At 65.3% G+C, this 20668-nt stretch carries 21 protein-coding genes; 4 read left to right on the forward strand and 17 right to left on the reverse strand.

The annotated features are described in order from the left end of the window. Window positions 1-32 precede the first annotated feature (32 nt). Entirely contained in the window at window positions 33-917 is an 885-nt protein-coding gene (locus QRQ56_RS11100; RefSeq protein ID WP_438739755.1) for an SMP-30/gluconolactonase/LRE family protein, read from the forward strand. A 7-nt stretch (window positions 918-924) separates the two neighbouring features. On the opposite strand, the gene QRQ56_RS11105 is transcribed toward QRQ56_RS11100, so the two are convergent. Next, window positions 925-1842: a LysR family transcriptional regulator gene (locus QRQ56_RS11105; RefSeq protein WP_438739756.1), complete on the reverse strand. Its 918-nt coding sequence runs from the start codon at window positions 1840-1842 to the stop codon at window positions 925-927. A 140-nt stretch (window positions 1843-1982) separates the two neighbouring features. Between QRQ56_RS11105 and QRQ56_RS11110 the strand changes: the two genes are divergently transcribed. From QRQ56_RS11110 to QRQ56_RS11120, 3 genes are all read left to right on the forward strand, one after another. Continuing rightward, complete coding sequence (locus tag QRQ56_RS11110; protein ID WP_438739758.1) at window positions 1983-3065, forward strand: LLM class flavin-dependent oxidoreductase; 1083 nt, start codon at window positions 1983-1985, stop codon at window positions 3063-3065. Between the two features lie 36 nt (window positions 3066-3101). Continuing rightward, on the forward strand, window positions 3102-3617 hold the full coding sequence (locus QRQ56_RS11115; protein ID WP_438739759.1) for a flavin reductase family protein: 516 nt from the start codon (window positions 3102-3104) through the stop codon (window positions 3615-3617). Window positions 3618-3683: 66 nt separating this feature from the next. Continuing rightward, window positions 3684-3989 (forward strand): hypothetical protein, encoded by a 306-nt coding sequence (locus QRQ56_RS11120; protein ID WP_438739761.1) that lies wholly within the window; start codon window positions 3684-3686, stop codon window positions 3987-3989. 7 nt (window positions 3990-3996) lie between these two features. Here QRQ56_RS11120 and QRQ56_RS11125 read toward each other — a convergent pair whose 3' ends face one another. From QRQ56_RS11125 to QRQ56_RS11200, 16 genes are all read right to left on the reverse strand, one after another. Further along, entirely contained in the window at window positions 3997-4374 is a 378-nt protein-coding gene (locus QRQ56_RS11125) for an NUDIX hydrolase (RefSeq protein ID WP_438739763.1), read from the reverse strand. Between the two features lie 3 nt (window positions 4375-4377). Next, on the reverse strand, window positions 4378-5397 hold the full coding sequence (locus QRQ56_RS11130) for a zinc-dependent alcohol dehydrogenase (protein ID WP_438739765.1): 1020 nt from the start codon (window positions 5395-5397) through the stop codon (window positions 4378-4380). A gap of 151 nt (window positions 5398-5548) precedes the next feature. Continuing rightward, window positions 5549-6496, reverse strand: a complete 948-nt coding sequence (locus QRQ56_RS11135; RefSeq protein WP_438739766.1) for a sugar-binding transcriptional regulator — start codon at window positions 6494-6496, stop codon at window positions 5549-5551. 97 nt (window positions 6497-6593) lie between these two features. Further along, window positions 6594-8123, reverse strand: a complete 1530-nt coding sequence (locus QRQ56_RS11140; RefSeq protein WP_438739767.1) for an alkaline phosphatase D family protein — start codon at window positions 8121-8123, stop codon at window positions 6594-6596. Beyond that, on the reverse strand, window positions 8120-8881 hold the full coding sequence (locus tag QRQ56_RS11145) for a glycerophosphodiester phosphodiesterase family protein (protein ID WP_438739768.1): 762 nt from the start codon (window positions 8879-8881) through the stop codon (window positions 8120-8122). Before QRQ56_RS11145 ends, QRQ56_RS11140 begins: the two co-directional genes overlap by 4 nt. 9 nt (window positions 8882-8890) lie before the next feature. After that, complete coding sequence (locus QRQ56_RS11150) at window positions 8891-9811, reverse strand: ABC transporter permease subunit (protein WP_438739769.1); 921 nt, start codon at window positions 9809-9811, stop codon at window positions 8891-8893. A 4-nt stretch (window positions 9812-9815) separates the two neighbouring features. Further along, window positions 9816-10856 carry an ABC transporter permease subunit gene (locus QRQ56_RS11155; protein WP_438739771.1) on the reverse strand — a complete coding sequence of 347 codons (1041 nt, stop codon included), beginning with the start codon at window positions 10854-10856 and terminating at the stop codon, window positions 9816-9818. Beyond that, on the reverse strand, window positions 10853-12184 hold the full coding sequence (locus tag QRQ56_RS11160) for an extracellular solute-binding protein (protein ID WP_438739772.1): 1332 nt from the start codon (window positions 12182-12184) through the stop codon (window positions 10853-10855). Before QRQ56_RS11160 ends, QRQ56_RS11155 begins: the two co-directional genes overlap by 4 nt. A gap of 156 nt (window positions 12185-12340) precedes the next feature. Beyond that, window positions 12341-13960, reverse strand: coding sequence for an FGGY-family carbohydrate kinase (locus tag QRQ56_RS11165; RefSeq protein WP_438739774.1), 1620 nt, complete (start codon window positions 13958-13960; stop codon window positions 12341-12343). Window positions 13961-13984: 24 nt separating this feature from the next. Continuing rightward, on the reverse strand, window positions 13985-14713 hold the full coding sequence (locus tag QRQ56_RS11170) for an SDR family oxidoreductase (RefSeq protein WP_438739776.1): 729 nt from the start codon (window positions 14711-14713) through the stop codon (window positions 13985-13987). Window positions 14714-14740: 27 nt separating this feature from the next. Further along, complete coding sequence (locus tag QRQ56_RS11175) at window positions 14741-15997, reverse strand: sugar ABC transporter permease (RefSeq protein WP_438739778.1); 1257 nt, start codon at window positions 15995-15997, stop codon at window positions 14741-14743. Continuing rightward, window positions 15994-16818: an ATP-binding cassette domain-containing protein gene (locus QRQ56_RS11180; protein WP_438739780.1), complete on the reverse strand. Its 825-nt coding sequence runs from the start codon at window positions 16816-16818 to the stop codon at window positions 15994-15996. Before QRQ56_RS11180 ends, QRQ56_RS11175 begins: the two co-directional genes overlap by 4 nt. A 60-nt stretch (window positions 16819-16878) precedes the next feature. Continuing rightward, complete coding sequence (locus QRQ56_RS11185) at window positions 16879-17952, reverse strand: ABC transporter substrate-binding protein (RefSeq protein ID WP_438739782.1); 1074 nt, start codon at window positions 17950-17952, stop codon at window positions 16879-16881. Between the two features lie 195 nt (window positions 17953-18147). Continuing rightward, window positions 18148-19032: a helix-turn-helix domain-containing protein gene (locus tag QRQ56_RS11190; RefSeq protein ID WP_438739784.1), complete on the reverse strand. Its 885-nt coding sequence runs from the start codon at window positions 19030-19032 to the stop codon at window positions 18148-18150. Between the two features lie 255 nt (window positions 19033-19287). Next, a complete protein-coding gene (locus QRQ56_RS11195; RefSeq protein ID WP_438740159.1) occupies window positions 19288-20127 on the reverse strand; it encodes a bifunctional allantoicase/(S)-ureidoglycine aminohydrolase in 840 nt (279 codons plus the stop codon). 34 nt (window positions 20128-20161) lie between these two features. Beyond that, entirely contained in the window at window positions 20162-20665 is a 504-nt protein-coding gene (locus tag QRQ56_RS11200; RefSeq protein WP_438739786.1) for an ureidoglycolate lyase, read from the reverse strand. Window positions 20666-20668: the final 3 nt, after the last annotated feature.

Below are 20668 nucleotides of genomic sequence, written 5' to 3' on the forward strand. Positions count from 1 at the left end.
GGTCAAGCCCGGCGATGGCCGCGCGAGGAACCATGAGCGAGGTCCGAATCAGGCGCATCGGCGCAACCAAGGACCGGCTCGGCGAGAGCCCGGTGTGGGACGAGCGCCGGCAGCGCCTCATCTGGATCGACGCGCTAGCTGGAACGATCCACGTGCTGTCTCCTCTCACCGGCGCCGTCGAGCAATTCAGCGCGCCCGCACCGATCGGCTCGCTGGCGCTGCGGCACGACGGCGGCGCCATCCTGGCGCTGCGCAACGGGTTTGCGCACTACGATTTCGACCGGCGGCTCCTGACGGAGGGTCCGTCGATCGGGCTCGACCATCCCAATGTGCGACTGAATGACGGCAAGGCCGATCCTCACGGGCGCTTCCTGGCAGGCACGATGCACGGTGACCGCGCCCCGAACGAGACGCCGCTGGGCGGGCTTTACCGGCTGGACGTATCGGGCGCTCTGGAGTTGCTGGAGACCGACCTCGCCGTGAGCAACGGGCCGTGCTTCAGTCCGGACGGGCGGACCTTCTACCTTGCCGACAGCGCAAGGCGCATCATCTGGGCCTATGATTACGGCTCCGATGGCCCCCTCGCCAACAAGCGCGTCTTCGCCGACACGGAGGCGATCGGGTCCGGCTGCGACGGTGCGACGGTCGATGCGGACGGCCGTCTCTGGTCCGTCCTCGTGCGCATCGGCAAGATCGCACGATTTGCGCCGGACGGAACGATCGTGCGGACGATCGACATGCCGGTCCGTCACCCCACCAGCGTGAGCTTCGGCGGTCCCGATCTCGATATTCTCTACGTGACCTCGATCTCGCGCAGTCACGCGCTTGCCGACGATCATCCCGATGCCGGCGGCCTGTTCGCGGTCGAAGGCCTCGGCGTTCGCGGCCTGCCGGCACTGCGGTTCGGCCCGGGCTGACCCGCAGCTACTGCGCGGATCTCCTGACCATCTTCGGCACGTTCTCCGCCATGTAGTCCACGAAGACCCTGATCTTCTCCGGCAGATAGCTGCTCTGGAGGAACGCCGCGTAGATCCCTTCGTCGAAGGTGGAATTCGTCACCCGGAAGCCCGGCAGCAGGCGAACCAGCCGCTTGGTCTTCAACTGCTCCGCAACGGTGTAGTCGTCGAGCAAGGCGACACCGTGCCCGGCGACGGCGAGATCGCACAGCACCACGCCGTTGTTGCTGGCGAAGGACGACGGCACGACGATCTCGCGCAGCCGGTTCCGCCGCATGAACTTCCAGACCACGTCCTCCGGGCCCATCCAGTAGGTCAGGCAGTTGTGGCGCGTGATATCCTCGGGATCGCGCAGCTTCGGCATCCGGCCGACATAGTCCGGCGACGCCACGAGAATCCGCTCGCTCCTCAGCAGCCTTCGCTGCATGAGGCCGGGGTCCTTCGGCGCCTGGATCTGGAAGTCGATGTCGAATTCATCCTCGCGAAGCTGTGGCCGTCGCTCCGACAGGCGCAGCTCCACCTTCAGCTCCGGATAGAGCTTCTGGAATCCTGGAAGCAGCGGCGTGAGCACCTTGATGCCGAACAGCGTGCGCGAGTGCACCCGCAATGTTCCCCGCGGCGCTGTCTGAAGCGCCAGCGCGGCAGCCTCCGCATCCTCGATGCCGTGCAGCACCTGCTCGGTGCGCTGGAAGAAGATCTTGCCCGCGTCTGTCAGGCCGAGATGCCGCGTGCTGCGGTTGAGGAGCTGGACGCCGAGCTTTGCCTCGAGCTCGCCGACATAGCGCGACACCGACGCCGGCGAGAGCCCGACGCGGCGCCCGGCGGCGGAAAAGCTGCCCTCGCGGACGGCGCTGACGAACAATTCCATGGCCTGGAGGCGATTCATCGATCTTTTCAGATTTTGCAAAAGACATGCTCAGATTACGCCAATTGTTCGAAAATGCTCAAGCCCCTAACTTCATGAGAACGCGTCGCAAGAGCGACCGCGGCGCAAAAGCGACCGCGACATGGTGGAGGGAGCAACCGATGGAATTCGGCGTATTCATTCTGGCGCAGCAGCGCGGCTATCATCAGAGCTCGCAGGAAGTGATCCACAACGCCGTCGAGCAGACGGTCGCCGCCGAGCAGGCCGGCTTCGACACCGCCTGGTACGCCGAGCACCATTTCAACAATTACAGCCTCTGCCCCTCGCCACTGATGATGGTCGCCCATTGCGCCGGCCTCACCAAGCGCATCCGCCTCGGCTCCGCCGTCTGCGTGCTGCCGCTGTATCATCCAGCGCGCCTGCTCGGCGAGATCGGCTTTGCCGACACCGTCTCGAACGGCCGTCTCGATCTCGGCATCGGCTCGGGCTATCAGAAGTTCGAGTTCGACCGCTTCGGCGTCGACCTCGACCATTCCCACGCGCTGTTCGCCGAATTCTACGACGTGCTCCACGCCGGCATGAAGGAGCGCATCTTCTCCTATTCCGGCGAGCACCTGAAGATGCCGCCGACCGCGATCGCGGTGCGCACCGTGCAGACGCCGATGCCGCCGATCTGGGTCACGTCCGGCCACGGCGAGACGCTCGGCCGCGCCATCCGCGACAACCACAATCTGTTCGTCACGGCGCTCCTCAACGGGCTCGACGCCATCAAGGCGCTGCGCGAGCGTCTCGAAGGGATCGCGGCCAAGGAAGGCCGTTCCATCGACGACACCCGCTTCGGCTTCCTGCGCTGCGCCTATGCCAGCGACAATGACAGCGAGATCCAGTCCTATCTGGACAATGCACGCTTCCAGCGCCGGCTGTCCGAGAGCCTGAAGTTCCGCCGCGCCCAGAGCGACGACGGCTATTTGATCAAGGAAGAGGCCGGGCCGAACGACATGAGCCTGGAGACGATGCGGAGCAATCTGCCTGTCGGCAGCGTCAACCAGGTGATCGACCGCATGCTGGAGGAGATCAGCATCCTCAAGCCGACCCACATCGCGCTGCAGACCCAGCTCGGCGATTTCGATCAGCGCACGATGCTGCGCCAGATCGAGCTGTGGGGCAGCAGGATCATCCCCGCGATCCGCAAGGAGCTGAAATCGGGTCGCACCAGGGCCGCGGGCGAAGCGGTTTCGGCCTAGGCGCAACCGGCAAGACGCGCAATTCGGAGGTCCGTCATGGGATTTCAGATGCCTCAAATGACCGATGCCCGTTCAGTCGAAGCCGCCGAATTTCGGCTGGCGATGCGCAACCTCGCAAGCGGCGTCGCCATCGTGGCGACGGGAGCTGACACGACACGGCGCGGGCTGACGGTCAGCTCCGTCACCTCGCTGTGCCTGGACCCGCCGAGCCTGCTCGTCGGCGTCAATTCAAGCTCCGAGACCCATGCCGCCATCCTCGCCAACGGCCGCTTCGGGGTCAGCCTCCTCGGCGCTGGACAGGAGGATCTGGCGCTGCGCTTTGCCGGCAGCGTCAAGGGCGTCGAGCGCTTCGCGACGGCGCAATGGGAGCAAGGCACCCAGGACGTTCCGCTCCTCGGGGCGGCGATCGGCGCCCTGGAATGCGTGCTGCATCATCACCAGGTCGTCGGCACGCATGGTCTGTTCATCGGCAGGATCGTGGCGACGCGCGGCGGTCACGGCGATCCGCTCGTCAATTTTCAGGGCGCCCTGCACGCGCTGCCGCGGGCGTAGCTGGATTTGCCGGGCAAGATCCGGCAATACCGTCCTTATCGGCGAGGATCGCAACAGGAGCGGCCCATGATCATCGAATGTTTCGACAAAGGTGTAGTCCGGCTTTCCGAGCCGTCGGACTTCCGCAAGTTCAAGCTTGTGGTGCATGCGAAGACGTCGCCGGATGCCCAGCCCTGGAAAGGGATCACGCTGCTCGGCGACCGCGATGCGCTGGTGTCGATCGATCTGGTCCCGACGTTGGAGGGCCGGCCTGACGATGCGGACTGGCATCAGCGCTACACGGAGATGGTGGCGAAAGCCCGCGAGCATGGCTGGATCGACGCCGACAACAACGCCATCCGCGCTCATGTCGAAAGACCGCCGCTGCAATGAACGAGCTCTATCGCGGAAACAGCTTGTCGCGAATGTAGCGCGAGGTCGGGGTCAATCTGGCGCCGCGCGGCTTGCGCCAAACGGCGCGGTCGATCTCCTTCTTGTCGCCGACCTTCAGGCGCCCCGACACCTTCTTGGCCAGGAAGATCGCATCGCTCATCCGCCGGCCAGTCGCGCCTTTCTTCGCCTTCACTTCCTTCCAGAGCTTCAGCGGACCGAGCTTCAGCTTGGGCAACTCCTCCTTGATCTCGCGGCGAAGGCAGCGCCTGTCGCTCTCACCTGCCAGCCGTCGTCCCCCCGGAAACATCCAGAGCCCGTCGCGACGGCGCCTCACCATGAGGACGCGCCCTTTTCTCGCGACAACCAGTTTGGATGATTTCGCCATGGCCTAGGGGCAGATGATCGCCTTGATGATGCCATCGCGCCGCGCGACCTGCTGCTCGAACGCAGCAGGCGTCTGGTCGAGCGAGAAGCTATGGGTCGCCAGCGGTGCGAGCTTGACCTGCCCCGACTGCGCGAGTGCGATGGCGCGCGGATAGACCTCGGGCATGCGGCGTGAAAACTTGATCGACAATCCCTTCCGACGCGACTCCGCGCCGCTCAGGATGTACTGGTTGTTCTCGGGAATGCCGACGAGAACGACCCGGCCGCCGATGCGGGCGCAGCGTGCAGCGTGCTCAAAACCGTGCGAGGAGTCGGTCGCTTCGATCACGAGATCGACGCCGCGGCCTTCGGTGGCCTCGCCGACCTCGGCGAAGCTGCGGCAGGCCACATCCGCACCGAGGTCGCGCGCCAGTGCCGTGCGCTGCTCGACCGGGTCGATCGCGATGATCTTGCCGCTGCCCGCAAGCCGCGCCAGTTGCACCAGCAGCAGTCCCACCGGCCCGCAGCCGAGCACCGCCACGGTCTCCTGAAGCCGCGGACGCGCCAGATCCATGGCATGGATCGCGACGCCGAGCGTCTCCAGGATCGCCGCGCCGGCGGGGTCGATGCCGTCGGGCACCACATGCACAGCCGATTTCGGCACGCAGACGAATTCGGCCATGGCGCCGTTGTGGGGCGCGTAACCCAGGAACTTCACATTGGGGCAGAGATTGGTGTGGCCGCGGTGACACCATTCGCAATGGCCGCAGGGAATGGAGGGATCGACCGCCACCAGCGCATCGGCCGAGAACCCCGCCTTGCGGGCCGAGTCCGGCGTGAGGACGCCCGAGAACTCGTGCCCCAGGACGAACGGCCTGACTTGCGTCGGGCCCGTCGTTCCGCCCTCGAGATAGGAATGCAGATCGCTGCCGCAGACGCCCACAGCCTTGACGCGGATGATGAGCTCGTCCTCCGCGAGCGGCCTCGGTTCGGGAATATCGAGGACGCGGATATCACGAATGTCCTGGAGCACCGCAGCGCGCATGTCGAAGCATTCCCTCTGAGCAATTGTCTCCGTCATATTACATATGTAATTATCAAGTGACAAATGCTTTCGCGCGCTACGTGGCGCGCGTGCATGGGTCATCGCGCCCTCGGTGCCGAAGGCGCGGTCCTCTACGATTGGGGAAATGCGGCTATTTGTGCTTGTCGAACAGCTTCAGCGCGGCGACGGCGGTGGTCTCGTCCGTCACCAGCACCTTGCCGATCCGGCCGCGCAGCACCGCCGCGATGATCGGCGCCTTGTTGAGTCCCCCGGCGATCAGCATCGAGGTCGGCACGCGCGCCAGCTTTTCCAGCGGCATCGCAATGGCGCGGCTGTTGATGCCGTGATCGATGGGCCGGCCGGCCTTGTCGAGAAATTGCGCCAGCACGTCGCCGACGGCGCCGGCCGCCCGCAGCTGCTCGGCGCGCACGTCCGGCGGCAGCCCATGCCGCATCAGCAGCGAGCGAGGCGTCATGTCTCCCATGCTGAGCAGCGCAAGATCGATCTTCTCGACGCTGTTCAGCACCTCCTGATAGACCTCCTGGGCCAGGAAGGTGTCGCGCGAGCGCCGGCTGCTGACGAAAATCGGCGCCGCCAGATAGCTGCACTGGGCGTGCAGCCGGTGCGCGAGCTCGCCCGCGATCTCGAACGTGTTGAGTTCCAGTCCGCGCGACAGGCCGCCCATCATCGAGACGATGGAGAGGTCGGGATAGTCCGCCGGCGTGACGTAACGGATCGTCTCACGCAAGGTCGCCCCCCAGCCGATGCCGATGACGCGCGGGCGCTTCTGCTCGAGGAATTTCGACAGATAGGCTCCGGCCGCCATCCCGATCAAGCTGCCGGTCTGCTCGGGATTCTCCGGGCTCGGGATGACGACGGCATCCTCGAGGCCGCATTCCCGGCGCAGGCGGTGCTCCAGCTCGGTGCAGCTCGCAAAGGCGGAGTTGAGGCGAATGTTGACGATGCCGGTCTGCCGCGCATCCGACAGCATGCGGTTGACGCGGGCGCGGGTCAGCCCCAGCCGCTCGCCGATCTCGGCTTGGGTCAGGTTCTCCATGTAGTAGAGCCAGGCCACCCGCAGGATAGTTTGGTCAGTCACGGCGCAGCCCCCAGCAGCGGCCTCGAAACACAGTCACACGTCGGAGCATTTGAGGCGATCTTTCTTTGGCCGTCAAATCGATGCGATGCGGCATTCGTCATGCGGCCTTCGCGCCCGGCACGCCATCCTCGACCACGAAGCTCGTCAGCCGGCGCACGGCGCTGCCGGCGTCCTTGACGTCGTCGAGCACCTCGAACCCCACGGTGCAATGCCGGGCATCGAGCTCGACGGTCGCATAGCCGCGCTTGTCGCCACGCGCATAGACCAGGTGCGGATTCGCCGCCAGGTCCTTGCGTATGCTCGCTTCGCCCGGCCCGTCCGAGGTGATCGAGGTGCCGACGAACTCGGTCGCGATGGTCGGCCCGTCCGGCCGGGCGAAGTCCTGCTTCAGATCGGCGGTGAAGAAGGCGTGGCGATCGCCGCCGATCACGATCGGATTGCGCCGCCGCTGCGCCACGAGCGAATCAAGCAGCCGGCGGCGTGCATTGGGATAGCCGTCCCAGCCGTCCATCCAGAAACGCGCGCCGTCATCCCCTTCCCGTTTGTCCTGCGCCATCAGGGTCTGCTGCGCGACGATGGTCCAGCGGCCGCGGCAGTCGCGCAGGCGCGCATCGAGCCATTGCTCCTGCGCACGGCCCAGCATCGTCCGCGCCTCGTCCGTCCGCTCCGCGCAATCCGCCACCCAGGTCGGCCGCCCGCCTCCGACACAGGCCGATGCCGAGCGGTACTGCCGGTCGTCGAGCAGCAGCACGTCGAGCATCTCGCCGAAACGATAGTGTTCGTAGATCGTGGCATCGGCACCGCGTGGCCGCGCCGAGGGCGGCAGCGGCATGTGCTCGTAATAGGCCTGATAGGCTGCCGCACGGATCTTCAGGAACCGCGCGGCATCGTGCACGGTGTAGGAACGATCATTGGCGTAATCGTCCATCACCTCGTGGTCGTCCCAGATCGACAGCCAGGGAAAGGCGGCGTGCGCCGCCTGCAAATCGCGATCGCTCTTGTAGAGCGCGTAGCGGTTGCGGAATTCCTCGAGCGTCGTCGGAATTCCGACGCCGTGCTGGTGCACATGGCGCGATCCCCAGGACTTCTCGTAGATGTAATCGCCGAGATGAACGACGAGATTGAGGTCGCGCGCGGCCATGTCGCGGTAGGCGCTGAAATAGCCCTGCTCGTATTGCTGGCAGGATGCGAAGGCAAAGCGGAACGTCCGCCCGGAGCCGACCGGGGCGGTTCGCGTGCGACCGACCGGGCTGAGCGCCGAACCGGCGCGAAAGCGGTACCAATAGATGCGATCCGGCAGCAGGCCCGTCGCTTCGGCGTGAACGGAATGCGTCAGCTCCGCCGTTGCCCGCACGACGCCGCGGGAGACGACGCGCGCGAAGGCCTCGTCTTCCGCCACCTGCCATTCGACCTCGATCGATGCATCCTGCATGCCGCCGCCCTCGAGCGGCTGCGGCGCAAGGCGGGTCCACAGGATGACGCGATCCTCGCGCGGGCATCCCGAGGCAACACCGAGCGTAAAGGGATCCGCGCCAAACGAGACCGGCGCTCCCCGCACGAAGCCGGCGGGCGCAGCGAAGGCCGCGCTTGCCAGCGATCCCACGAGGAAGCGGCGGCGGGGAATCACGGCCGTGCCGATGCGGTCTGGAGCCTGCGGCGGATGCTCGCGGCGAGATCCGGTCGGTCGGTCGTGATCTGTCGCACCGGCTGGGCGAGCCAATAGGCGATCTCCTCCGGCTCGTTGGTCACCCACACGCCAAGACGCTCGGTGCCAAGCACCCTAAGAGCGAGCGGCAGCGCGAGCGCTAGCGGAGATTTTTCGACCGCGACAATGCAGCCGGGAATGGCGGCCAGTTGCTTCAGCGCGGGCTCTATTCCGCCCATCATCTCCGCCGAGCGGCGATCGAGCGAGATGAGCACCCGCGCCTCCGGCAACAATCTGCGCACGGTCTCGATCACTCCCGGCACGAAGCAAGTGATGACGGTGCGGCGCTCCAGGCCCCGGCGCTTGACCTCGTCGATCAGCCGCGCCTCCAGTCCGGGATAGGCATAGCCGAGCGCGTCCGTCTTGATCTCGATATGCAGCTCGTGCGTGGTGTCGCTGAACACATCCAGCACCTCGCCGAGCGTCGGAATGCGATCGTCGCCGGCATCGCGAAGACGCGTTGCCGTCAATTGCCGCAGGCTGCGCTCGCCGACCGGCCCGGTCTCGAACGTGGTGCGGTCGAGCAGCGGATCATGGATCACGACGATACCGCCATCCGTGCTCTGATGGACGTCGAATTCGACCGCATCGACGTCCTCCCTGCACAGGTTGCGGAAGCCCGTCAGGCTGTTTTCGGGCCAAAGATTGCGGCCGCCGCGATGCCCGGCGATGAAAACCATGATCGATTCCTATTTGCTGCTGTCGACGAGACCCTTGATGAACCAGCGCTGCAACAGCAGGACGACCAGCACCGGCGGCAGCATGGTGAGGAGCGCACCGCTCATGGCGATATTCCAGGCCGGCTCGCTGTCGGACCGGGGAATCAGGCCCTTCAACGCGATGACCGCCGTCGCCATGTCCTTGTCGGTCGTGAACAGCAACGGCCAGAGATATTGATTCCAGCCGAACAGGAACAGGATGATGGCGAGCGCCACCATGTTCGGCACCGACAACGGCAGCAGGATGCTCCAGAAGAAATGCAGCGGCGACGCCCCGTCCAGCCGCGCCGCCTCGCAGAGCTCGTCCGGGATCGTCAGGAAGAACTGGCGAAATAGGAACGTGGCCGTGGCCGAGGCGATCAGCGGCAAGATCAGCCCGGGATAGGTGTTGACCATGTTCCATTCGAGCGCGATCGCGACCTCGTGTCCGCTGAGCCAGCGCCAGAGATCGGCGACATGCAGGGTTTCCAGCAGCCATTGCAGCGGCAGCGCTGCATTCGCGACGGCTTCGAAGGTCGGGACGATCCGAACCTCGATCGGCAGCATCAGCGACATGAAGATCAGCCAGAACGCAAGCATCCGGTAGCGGAAGCGAAAATAAGTGATGGCGAAGGCCGAGAGCAGCGACACCGCGATCTTGCCGGCCGTGATGCCGAGCGCCACGACGACCGAATTGAGGAAGGTGCGGCTGAAATTGCCCTTGCTCCAGGCCAGTTGCAGATTGTCGAGGAACTGGCCGCCCGGCAGCCACGGCAGCGGCACCTTCTGAACCTCGGCCACCGTCAGCGAGCCCGCCACGAAAGCGAAATACAGCGGCACGCAGACCGTCATCGCGCCCGCGATCAGGATCGCGTGGCAGACCATGTTGAGGATCGGTGAGCGTTCCACCATCTGGCTAGACCCCGTAATTGACCTTGCGGTCGAAGTAGCGGAATTGCAGCAGCGTGCAGATCAGCGCGAAGCTCATCAACAGAACCGATTGGGCGGCCGAGGAGCCGAGGTCGAGATTGACGAAGCCGTCCACGAAGACCTTGTAGACCAGAATGTTGGTCGCGCCGGCCGGGCCGCCTTTGGTCACGGCATCGATGATGGCGAAGGTTTCGAAGAAGCCGTAGATGAAGTTCATCACGGTGAGGAAGAAGATCGTGGGCCCGAGCATCGGCAGCGCGATCGAGACGAAACGGCGGATGGGCCCCGCGCCGTCCACGGCGGCGGCTTCCATCAGCGACACCGGCACCGCGAGCAAGCCCACGACGAGGAAGATGTAGTCGTAGCAGATGTGCTTCCACGACGCGGCGAGCGTCACCAGGATCAGCGCATCGGTCGGATTGAGATTGGGGTCCCACGCGATGCCGAAGCCATGCAGCACCTGCGCGAGCGGGCCGACCGCCGGATTGAACAGGAAGGCCCACAGGATGCCGGCGATCGCGGGCGCGATCGCATAGGGCAACAGGATGATGGTGCGATAGACCGAACGCCCGCGCACGATCCTGTCGGTCGCGAACGCCAGCACGAGCGCGCTTCCCAGGGTCAGCACGTTCTGCATCACCGTGAACCAGAACGTCACAACGATCGACTGGCGATAGTCGCTGCTCGCAAGCAGCGACTTGAAATTGTCGAACCACACGAACTGGACGTTGTTTCCGAAGGGATCGCTGAGCAGCACCGACTGCGTCAGCGCCCGCAGCGACGGGATGAAGAAGAAGAACAGCAGGATCAGCAATTGCGGCAGCAACAGCAGCGTCGGCAGACCCGGCCCCTCGCCGAAATTGGCGCGCTTCAGCCCCGCTTCCTGATCGCGCCGCCGCGCCTTGCCCGAGGCGCGCGCGCCGCCGGCGGACCCGGCGGCGACGGCCTTGGAGCCACCGCTCCCGTGCTTGCGCTGAAGTACGGGCGCGCGCGCATCACGCCAGGGGATGGACAGGCGCAGCGTCATGGACGCTCGGTTTCCGGGGTCTTCCCGGCATTGAGCTTCTCGAACTGCCGCAAGATCTCGTTGCCCCGCTTGACTGCGTCATCCATCGCCTGCTGCGGCTGCTTCTGACCGGCGAACACCGCTTCGACCTCCTGGCGCTGGGCCAGCATGGTCTGCACGAAATTGCCGAACCGGAAGCCGCGCGAATTCTCGTTCGGCGTGCCGCGCGAAAGCTGCAGCACCGCGATCTCCCGGGTCGGATGATCCTTGTAATAACCCCGGTCGCGCGCGAGCTCATAGGCGCGGTTGGTGGCGGGAACATAGCCGGTTGCGCCGTGCCACCAGACCTGGGTTTCCGGCTGCGCGACGAAGTCCAGGAAGGCCGCGACGGCCTCGTATCGCTCCGGCGTGTGGCCCTTCATGACCCAGATGGCCCCGCCCCCGATGGTGCTGTTGAGCGGCGGATTGATACCGCTCTCGTGCGGCAGGAAGGTGGCGCTCCAGCTGATGGTCGCATTGCGCTCGATGTTGCCATGCGACGCGGTCGAATTGACGAAGGTCGAGCACCGGCCCGAGGTGAACAATTGCTCGGGGCTGAAGCCCTGGCCTGCGATCTGCATCACGCCGTCATCCAGCCACTTCTTGAGCCGCGCGACTTGCGAGACCACCTTGGTCTTGTTGTAGACGAACTCGGTGCCGAGCCCATCGAATCCGTTCGCCAGCGTACCATAGGGCTGGTTGTTGATGGCGCTGTAATTCTCGAGCAGGCTCCAGTAGAAGTCGCCGGGCAGCACCGTGCCACACTCGCTGATCCCCTTGGACTTGATGGCGTAGAGCTGCTTCTCCAGCTCCTGCCAGGTGTCGGCCGGCTTGTCGAAGCCCGCCTTCTGGAAGTGGTCCTTGTTGTACCAGAAGATCGGCGTCGACGAGTTGAAGGGCATCGCCGACATCCGTCCCTTGTAACTCCAGAAGCTCGCCACTGGCTTGATGAAGTCGGAGAAGTCGATCTTGTAGCCCTTCTGCTCCACGAGATCCTGCACGGGAACGATAGCCCCCGACAGCAGCATCGTCATGTAGCCACGCTCGGCGATCTGCACCATCTCCGGCGGCCGCTTGGCGCGGTAGGCGGCGATCACCCCGTTGGTCACCTCGTCATAATTGCCCTTGGCGACCGCGACGACGGTGTACTTGTCCTGCGAGGCGTTGAATTTCTCGACGAGCTCGTTGAGCCGGTCGCCGAGGACGCCACTCATGGCGTGCCACCATTGGACCTCGACCCGCGCCTGCGCCGGACCAATCATGGCCAGCGCGCCGAACAAGGCCGCGATGAATGCGACTTTCCTACCCATGGGCAGCCCTCCCTCGCCGGGCGAGAGGCCCGGCCTATACATTTGTATTTCTATAATGACATATGTGTCGGGATGATGAAAGAGGGCCGAGCATTCCCCAAACAGCGTCCGCATTCGGTGGACATCATGCCTGGAAGACCTCCCGGACGTCGGATGCTAGCCTCTGATGGTTCGACCGACCTGCTGCAGGGCCTCGAAGGCTGCGAAGCGCCGGTCGGCCCAGCCTGCCAAAGCGGCCTGCGGTCGATGGATGTCTCCCAGCACCGACATCGCCTGCATCGCCGCGCCGAGATCGGCGTGGTCACCTGACGCAACCGATCCAAGCATGGCGGAGCCGAGCAACACCGCCTCCGGGGACGCGGACGCGGCAACCGTCAACCCGGTCATGTCGGCGAGCACCTGTCGTACCAGGGGGCTCTTTGCGGCACCGCCGCTGACGACGATCGTATCGACCGCGATGCCCTTGTCCTGCTGGGCGCGGACGATCTGCCGGGCGCCGCAGCCGAGGCCGCACAACCCGGCCAGATAAAGCGCCAGTAGGCTCTCCAGATCGGACCGCAGATCGAGCCCGGCAATCAATGCGCGCGCGTCAGGATCCGCGAACGGCGCGCGATTACCGAGAAACTCGGGAACGACATGAATCCCGCCGACCAATTGCGGCAACGTTGCCGCACCGCCGCGGGCTTCGGTTTCCGCGGCAAGCCAATCGGCCAGCGTCTGCTGCTTCCGGTCTGCAGCTTGTGCCGCCTGCGCGGAATGCGGATGCATCTGCAACAGGTGCTCGATCGCTGCGCCAGCCGCCGACTGCCCGCCTTCATTGAGCCAAAGCCCCGGCACCATGGCGGAGTAATAGGGTCCCCAAACGCCGGGGACGAAAGACGGGTCCGGCGTCGTCGACATCGTACAGGCGGACGTTCCGAACACATAGGCCATGCGCGTGAGCACCGTGCCCGCCGGTCCGCGCGCCCCCACCGTCCCAACACCACCGGCATGCGCATCGATGAGGCCTGCCGCGACCGGCGTCCCCATCGCGAGCCCGAGATCGGCCGCCGCCTCCGCGGTCAGGCCCGACGCCAATTTGGTTCCGCCGGGCACGATCTCGGTGCCGATCCGGCGAAACCGTTCGTCCGCGAGCACACCGAGACCGACCTTGCGGAAGAATTGATCGTCCCAGCGGTTTTCGTGGCCGAGATAGGTCCACTTGCACGTCACGGTACAGATCGAGCGGGACAGGCTTGCCGTTGCGCGCCATGTGAGAAAGTCGGTCAAGTCCATGAACTGCCACGCACGGGAGAACGTGTCGGGCATGTTCTCGGCGAGCCATAGCAGTTTCGGCGTCTCCATCTCGGGCGAGATCGTGCCGCCGACATAGTCGAGCACTCTCTCACCGGTCTGGTTGATCCCGCGCGCCTGATCGGCGGCACGATGATCCATCCATACGATGACGTTGCGGGCGGGATCGCCCGATGGGCCGACGGGCAACGGCGTGCCGCCCTCGCCCAGCACCACCAGCGAGCAGGTCGCGTCGAAGCCGATGCCCGCGATGCTGTCCGGAGCAATGCCAGCCTGCGCCACCGCGCCGCGCACGCTGCGGCACACCGCGCGCCAGATATCCTCGCTCGACTGCTCGACGACGTCTCCGGCCTCGCGCCACAGCGCAACAGGGGCGCTGTCACTCGCGAGGAGCCTGCCGGAGCGGTCGAACACGCCGGCCCGCGCACTGCCGGTGCCGACGTCGATGCCGAGAAAATGGCGGTTATCGGATTGCTTGGTCATATCAGGATTGCCGTGCGAAAGCCGCTACAGATCGTTGCTCTGCGGCAGAATGACGAGGTCGCGGATGGTGACGTTCCTCGGACGGGTCAACATGAAGAGCACCGCCTGTGCCACTTCCACAGGCTGCATCAAGCCGCCGGCCGCCATCTCCTCGTCGATCTTCGCCTTGGGCCAGTCCTTGAGCAGCGCGGTCACGACGGGACCGGGCGCAACGGCGCCAACGCGCAAGCCATGTTTGGCGACTTGCCGGCGCAGCGTATGCACGAAGGCCTGCACGGCATGTTTGGACGCCGTATAGATCGGCTCCCAGACGACGGGAACGAGACCCGCGATCGAGCTGGTGACGATGATGTCGCCGGTGTTGCGCTCGACCATGTGCGGCAGCACCGCGTGGATCGAGCGGAACAGCGCATTGACGTTCAGATTGAGCATGCGGTCCCAGGCATCGGGATCGCCGCCGAGCACCTCGCCGCCGACATAGGCGCCGGCATTGCCATGAAAGATGTCCAGCTGACCCGCCTTCTCCAGCAGTTGCGGCATCATGGTGGCCACGCTCACGGAATCAGAGAGGTCGATGCGCAGCGGAATCGCCTGCCCGCCCAGCTCGGCGCAGGCTCGGCTCAGCGCCTCCTCGTCACGGTCGATCAGCACCACGCGCGCGCCCGCCCCGATCATTGTTCGCGCGCATTCGAGACCGATGCCTGATGCGGCACCTGTGATCGCTGCGACTTTTCCTGCGAGGTCCTGGGGCACGGCTTGTCCTTTTCTTGTGAGAGTTATTCAAGCTCGGCCATGGGACAGGCGTGAGCGCCTGGCCAGCGAATCGACGATGACCGCAATGGCGAGGACCGCGCCCGTTATCATGTACCGCAGCGACGATGAGAGATCGAGCAGCGTCAGGCCGCTCGCGATGGACTGGATGACGATGACGCCGAGCAGTGCGGAATAGGCGCTGCCGCGGCCGCCGAACAGGCTCGTGCCGCCGATGACCGCAGCCGCGATCGCGTTGAGGTTCACATCGCCGGTGCCGGCCTGTTGGCTGGACGATGCCAGCCGCGCGGCGGCCAGAATGCCGCCGGCGGCAGCAAGCGTCGCGCACAGCACGAACGCCGACGCATAGACCCGGCGCACGTTGATGCCGGCCCGGCGAGCCGCCTCGCGGTTACCGCCGACCGCGGACATCGAGCGGCCCCATTTGGTCCGCGTCAGCGCGTAGTTCATGACCACGCACAGGCCGACGAACAGGCCGAACATCCAGGGAATGCCGCGCCCGAGATTGAGATAATAGACGACGAATGCGAGCACGATGGTGACTAGCAGCGCCTTCAGCACCATGCGGCCCAGCGAGCTCGCCGACAGCCCCGCCGCCCGCCGGCGCGCCGCCGTCCGGTAATCGGTCACGAACACGACGATGCTCGCCACCGCCGCCAGCACGTAGGACACGATCGGCGGCATCACGAGCATCTGCCCGAAATCGACCAGTGGAGATCCATAGGGAAGGTTGATCGAGCCGGAAGCGCCGAGCAGATAGAGCTGCAGGCCGAGCCACCCCAGCAGGCCGGCCAGCGTCGAGACGAAGCTCGGCATGCCCAGACGATTGAACAGGAACGCATAGAGCGCACCGATGGCAGCGCCCAGCACCAACGCCGTGACGATGGCCACGGCGACCGGCCAGTCCTGCCCCACCCAGAGCACGCCGACGAGCGCCGATGCAAACCCGCTTACCGATCCCACGGACAGATCGATCTCACCGACCATCAGGATGCAGACGATGCCGAGCGCGATCACACCCACCGTCGAGCAATCGAACAGCAGATTGACCAGATTGTTCGGCGCGAGAAACACGGGATTGAGGCTCTCGAACGCCGTGCAGATCACGACGAGCCCGACGACCACGGGCAGCGAGCCGAGGTCACCGGATCGCACACGGCCCACGAAGGCGCGGATGACGCTTCCGAGCGTGTCCGCGTGTTCGACCCGTGCGTCGCTGCGGTCGAGTAGCCGTCCCGTCGAAGCAGGTTGCGTGTCGTCGGTCATCGCCCAGGCTCCGGCGACTGCTGTGCGCGGCGCCGGCTCGCGCGGCGCGAGACCGAGTTTTCATCCGCACCGGTGATCGCGGTGACGAGATCCTGGTTGGACGCGTCGGGCTCGAACTCGCCGTTGTTGCGGCCGAGACGCAGGACCACGATCCGGTCGGCGACCGCACGCACGTCTTCCATGTTGTGGCTGATCATGATGACGCCGAGGCCGCGGGCCCGAACGCGCTCGACGAGGTCGAGCACCTCCGCAGTCTGGGCGACGCCAAGCGCCGCGGTCGGCTCGTCGAGCAGGATGAGCTTCGGCTCCGTCAGCAGTGAACGCGCGATCGCGACGGTCTGGCGCTGCCCGCCGGATAGCGACGCAACGGGCTCGCGCACGCTCGGGATCCGCGCCGACAATTCGTTGAGCAAGGTCCAGGCGCGAAGCTCCATCGAGACCTCGTCGAGCCGCATCGGATTGAGCTCGCGGCCGAGGAAGATATTCGCGACCACGTCGAGATTCTCGCTGAGCGCCAGATCCTGGAACACGGTGGCGATGCCGAGGCCGAGCGCGGTGGCCGGGTCTGACAGCACGACATGCTCGCCGCCGAACGCGATCGTTCCAGAGCTCGGTTGATGCACGCCGGCCAGGATCTTCACGAGCGTGGACTTTCCGGCACCGTTGTCGCCGACGAGCGCCACGACCTCGCCGACATGCACGTCGAGATCGACATCGGTCAAGGCGGACACCGCGCCGAAATGCTTGGAGATTCCGCGAAGGCTCAAGACCGGCTTGCGCAGCCCGCCCGGCGCGGGATCGACATCCGAGATCGTGGTCATGTGCAAATCCGCCCTCTCGTCGTCCGTCCCGGCCGCCGCGCACGGCCGGGACGAAAGCAGTTACTGCGTGATGCCGAGCTTCTTGCAACCTGCGGCATATCGGCCGGTGCAGAGCTGATCGGCCGTCTGGATCTTCTTGTCGATGATCTCCGCCTTCAGGTTTTCCTGGGTGACGACCGCCGGCACGAACAGCTTCGAAGGCGCATTGAACAGCGTGGTGTCCGCCTTGGGCGCCTCCCCGGAGAGCAGCTTGACCGCGATCTGCGCGGCCGCACCGGCCACGATCTCGCTGGGCTTGGAGATCGTGTTGTACTGATCGCCGGCGATGACGAGCTGAAGCGCGGCGATCGTCGCATCGTTGCCCGTCACCGGCGGCACCGGATCGACCCCTGCGGCCTTGAAGGCGGCAATCGCGCCGCCGCCGGTGCCGTCGTTGGCGGCCACGACGCCGAGGATCTTCTTGCCGAAGCGGGTGACTTGCCCGCTCGCCCATTGCTGCGCCTTCGGCGGCGCCCAGTCCGGCGTGTCGTATTCGGCGAGGATGGGATAGCCGCTCTTGTCGAGACCGGCATGGATGCCCTTCTTGATCAGCCCGGCCGCCGCATCGGTCGGCGACCCGTTGATTTCGAGCACGCCCTCGCCCTCCTTCGCGGCGATGTTGGCGGCCTTGAGATGTTTGACGAGCGATTCCGAGATGGCCTTGCCGATGGCTTCGTTGTCGAACGACACGTAGAAATCGACCTTGGCGTCGGGGACCGGCCGGTCGTAGGCGATGACCTTGATGCCCTGCGACTGTGCCATCTTGACCAGGGAGGCCGCGGCCGTGGAGTCGACGGGATCGAGCACGATGACTTTGGCGCCCTGCGAGATCGCCGCGTTGAACTGCTGTTGCTGCCGCGCGGCGTCAGCACTGGCGTTCTGGTAGATCACCTTGCAGCTCGCACAGAGCTTCTTCATCTCCGCGGCAAAGCCCGGATAGTCGTGTTGCTCGTAGCGGGTGGAAGCCTGGTCCGGCATCAGGAAGGCAACGGTTGCGTCCTTGACCTCGGCGGCCTGCGCGCGCATCGCCGTGGTACCGAGCAGCGACAGGGCCATGGCGAGCGTTGCTGCATGTTTCGGGGAGAGGCTTTTCATTCGGACTTTCCTTTCCTGAACTGGAGTGCGGTGGTCGATCCTTGAAGATGCGTGGCTCCCTCACCGGCGACGATCGATCGCCGGTGCTACGAAGCCGCGCGGAATTCCTGGACAAGCGATTCCTGTCGCGGGCTGCCATCGGCATGCCCACGTCATTCTTCCCGTCGTGGTCGTCCTCCTTTGCTTGGTCGCCTTCTAGGCAGCGCGGGCCGTATTGCTGTTCTGCGCGAGCAATCGCCTGAAGCGCGAAGGCGGCATGCCTTTCTCGGCCAAGAACTGCCGGTTGAAGTTGGAGAGATTGTTGAAGCCGACCTCGAAGCAGATGTCGGTGATGGACGCCTGCTCGTCGCTCATCAGGATCTGACAGGCGAGATTGATGCGCAGCCGCTTGACGTATTGCACCAGCGACATGCCGGTGTGGCGGCGGAACGAGCGCGAGAATGCGCTTTGCGACTGGCCCGCGATCGCCGCGAGCTCGGCCTCGCCGAAAGGCTGCGTCAGGTTCTGCCGGATGAAGGCGAGCGCCTTGTTCATGCCGGCTGACATGTAGCCGGAGGGGTCGGGCAGATAATTCGCGCTGGAGAGCGGACGCGCGGCTCGGGCGCGCGAGAGCGTTCCGAGGATCATCAGGAACAGCTCGATCCGGCGCACGCCGTTCGCCGTCGCGATCTCCTCCATCAGCGGAGCGATCCTGTCGCTGGTGCTGCGGGTGAAGAGCGCGCCGCGCCGGGAGAATTCCAGCAGCGCACCAAGGCCGGAAAGCTCGGGCATGACCTTCGTGAGGTCGCCGATGAAGTCTTCGCTGAACTGCAGGACGCGGCCGCGCAGCGGGATGGTGCTCCCCGCAGGGAGATCGCTGATCCAATTATGCGGCAGATTGGGGCCGGTCAGCACGAGATTGCCCGGCTCGAACTCGCCGATGAAGTCGCCGACGAAATACCGGCCGCTGGTCGCCACGACCTGGTGCAGCTCGTATTCGGGGTGGAAGTGCCAGCGGACCGTGTGGAATGGGTAGCCGTGCGACCACGCCTTGAACGATTCGCCGCGCCGTATCTGGACAACTTCCAGGTCCGGTTCCATGTCCGCTCCCTTCGGGTCGGTGCGGTTTGTAATGATCCGCCCTGTTCCCTTATCGGCTGAATTGGCTCAGCGTTTCCTCTCATCCGGGATCGTAGCGACCGGTATCCGGACCCGCCACCACGATTTCAATGTGCAACTGATACTTTTTTGACGTCGACGCGGACGCGGTTTTCGCACCCGCGCTGATGCGCCCGACGCGGGGTTCGATGCGCCGGGCTTCGTGTTTTCAAGTCGATCAGAGCGAGACTGCAGCCTTCAGAACAGCGGAGCGCCCTGCCGCAGGTTCATGTGCCGGTTGACGTCCTTGTAGAGCAGGTAACGAAACCGGCCGGGGCCTCCGGCGTAGCAGGCCTGCGGGCAGAACGCGCGCAGCCACATGTAGTCGCCGGCCTCGACCTCCACCCAGTCGCGGTTGAGACGGTAGACCGCCTTGCCCTCGAGCACGTACAGCCCGTGCTCCATCACATGCGTCTCCGCAAAGGGGATCGAAGCGCCCGGCTCGAACGTCACGATATTGATGTGCATGTCATGGCGCATGTCGGCGGGGTCGATGAAGCGCGTCGTCGCCCATCGCCCCTCGGTGCCCGGCATCGCCACGGGTGCGAGCTGGTCTTCATTGGTCACGATCGCTTCGGGCACGGCCAATCCCGGCACGCGCTGGTACAGCTTGCGGATCCAGTGAACCTGCGCCGCGCTGGAACCGCGGTTGCGAAGGCTCCAGGTGCAGCCGGGCGGCAGATAGGCGAAGCTGCCGGGCCTCAGCTCGGATTCCTGATCCGCCACTTTGAGAGTCAGCCGGCCGCCTGCGACGAACAGTCCGCCCTGGGCGTCCTTGTCCGGCTCGGGCACGTCACTTCCCCCGGCCGGCGCGATATCCATGAGGTAATGGGAGAACGTCTCGGCGAAGCCGGACAACGGCCGCGCCAGCACCCAGACGCGCGTGTTGTCCCAGTGCGGAAGATGGCTGACGACGATATCGCTTTGAACGCCGCTGGGGATGACGGCGTAGGCGCTGGTAAAGACCGCGCGGCCGCTCAGCAGGTCCGTCTGCGGCGGAAGGCCGCCCTGGGGTACGTGATAGGTGCGCGACGTCATCATCAAGCCTCGTGAAAGTTATCGACCGAACGTGTCAGCGCGCGGCCGACGGAAAGCCTAGCTGCATCTGCTCGCTCAGCCAATATTCTTCGAGATTGTCGCCGCCCCCCTTGCGGTCGACGACGAGGAACGGGCTCCTCTCCGCGAGAACCAGGAGCGGATGGTGCCAGCAATTGCGGGCGTAGTTGACGCCCTGATGGCCCCTGGCCGCGAAGGCACGATAGCTCGCGGAGACCGCGGGATCCGCGCAGACGACCACCAGCCAGTCCGCTCCGTTCAAGGGCACGAACATCTGGCTTCCGAGCGGATGGCGCTCCATCAGGCGGATCGCAATTGGCAACGGCCGCACCGAGGCAAAAAACCAGCTGATATTGACCTCGCCGCCTTCTGCGGCGACGTCGATATTGGCGAGCCCGTTGAAGCGCTCGGCGTAACCCTGGTTGATCGAGATCGGGGTCATCCCCGCGGTCTCGACGACGTCTCCGAACGGAGCGAAGGCCTCTTTCGTCAAAGGCTCGATCGAAAGCGTCGTCACCATTCC

This window comes from Bradyrhizobium sp. U531 (genome assembly GCF_051710265.1).
Classification (GTDB): Bacteria; Pseudomonadota; Alphaproteobacteria; order Rhizobiales; family Xanthobacteraceae; genus Bradyrhizobium.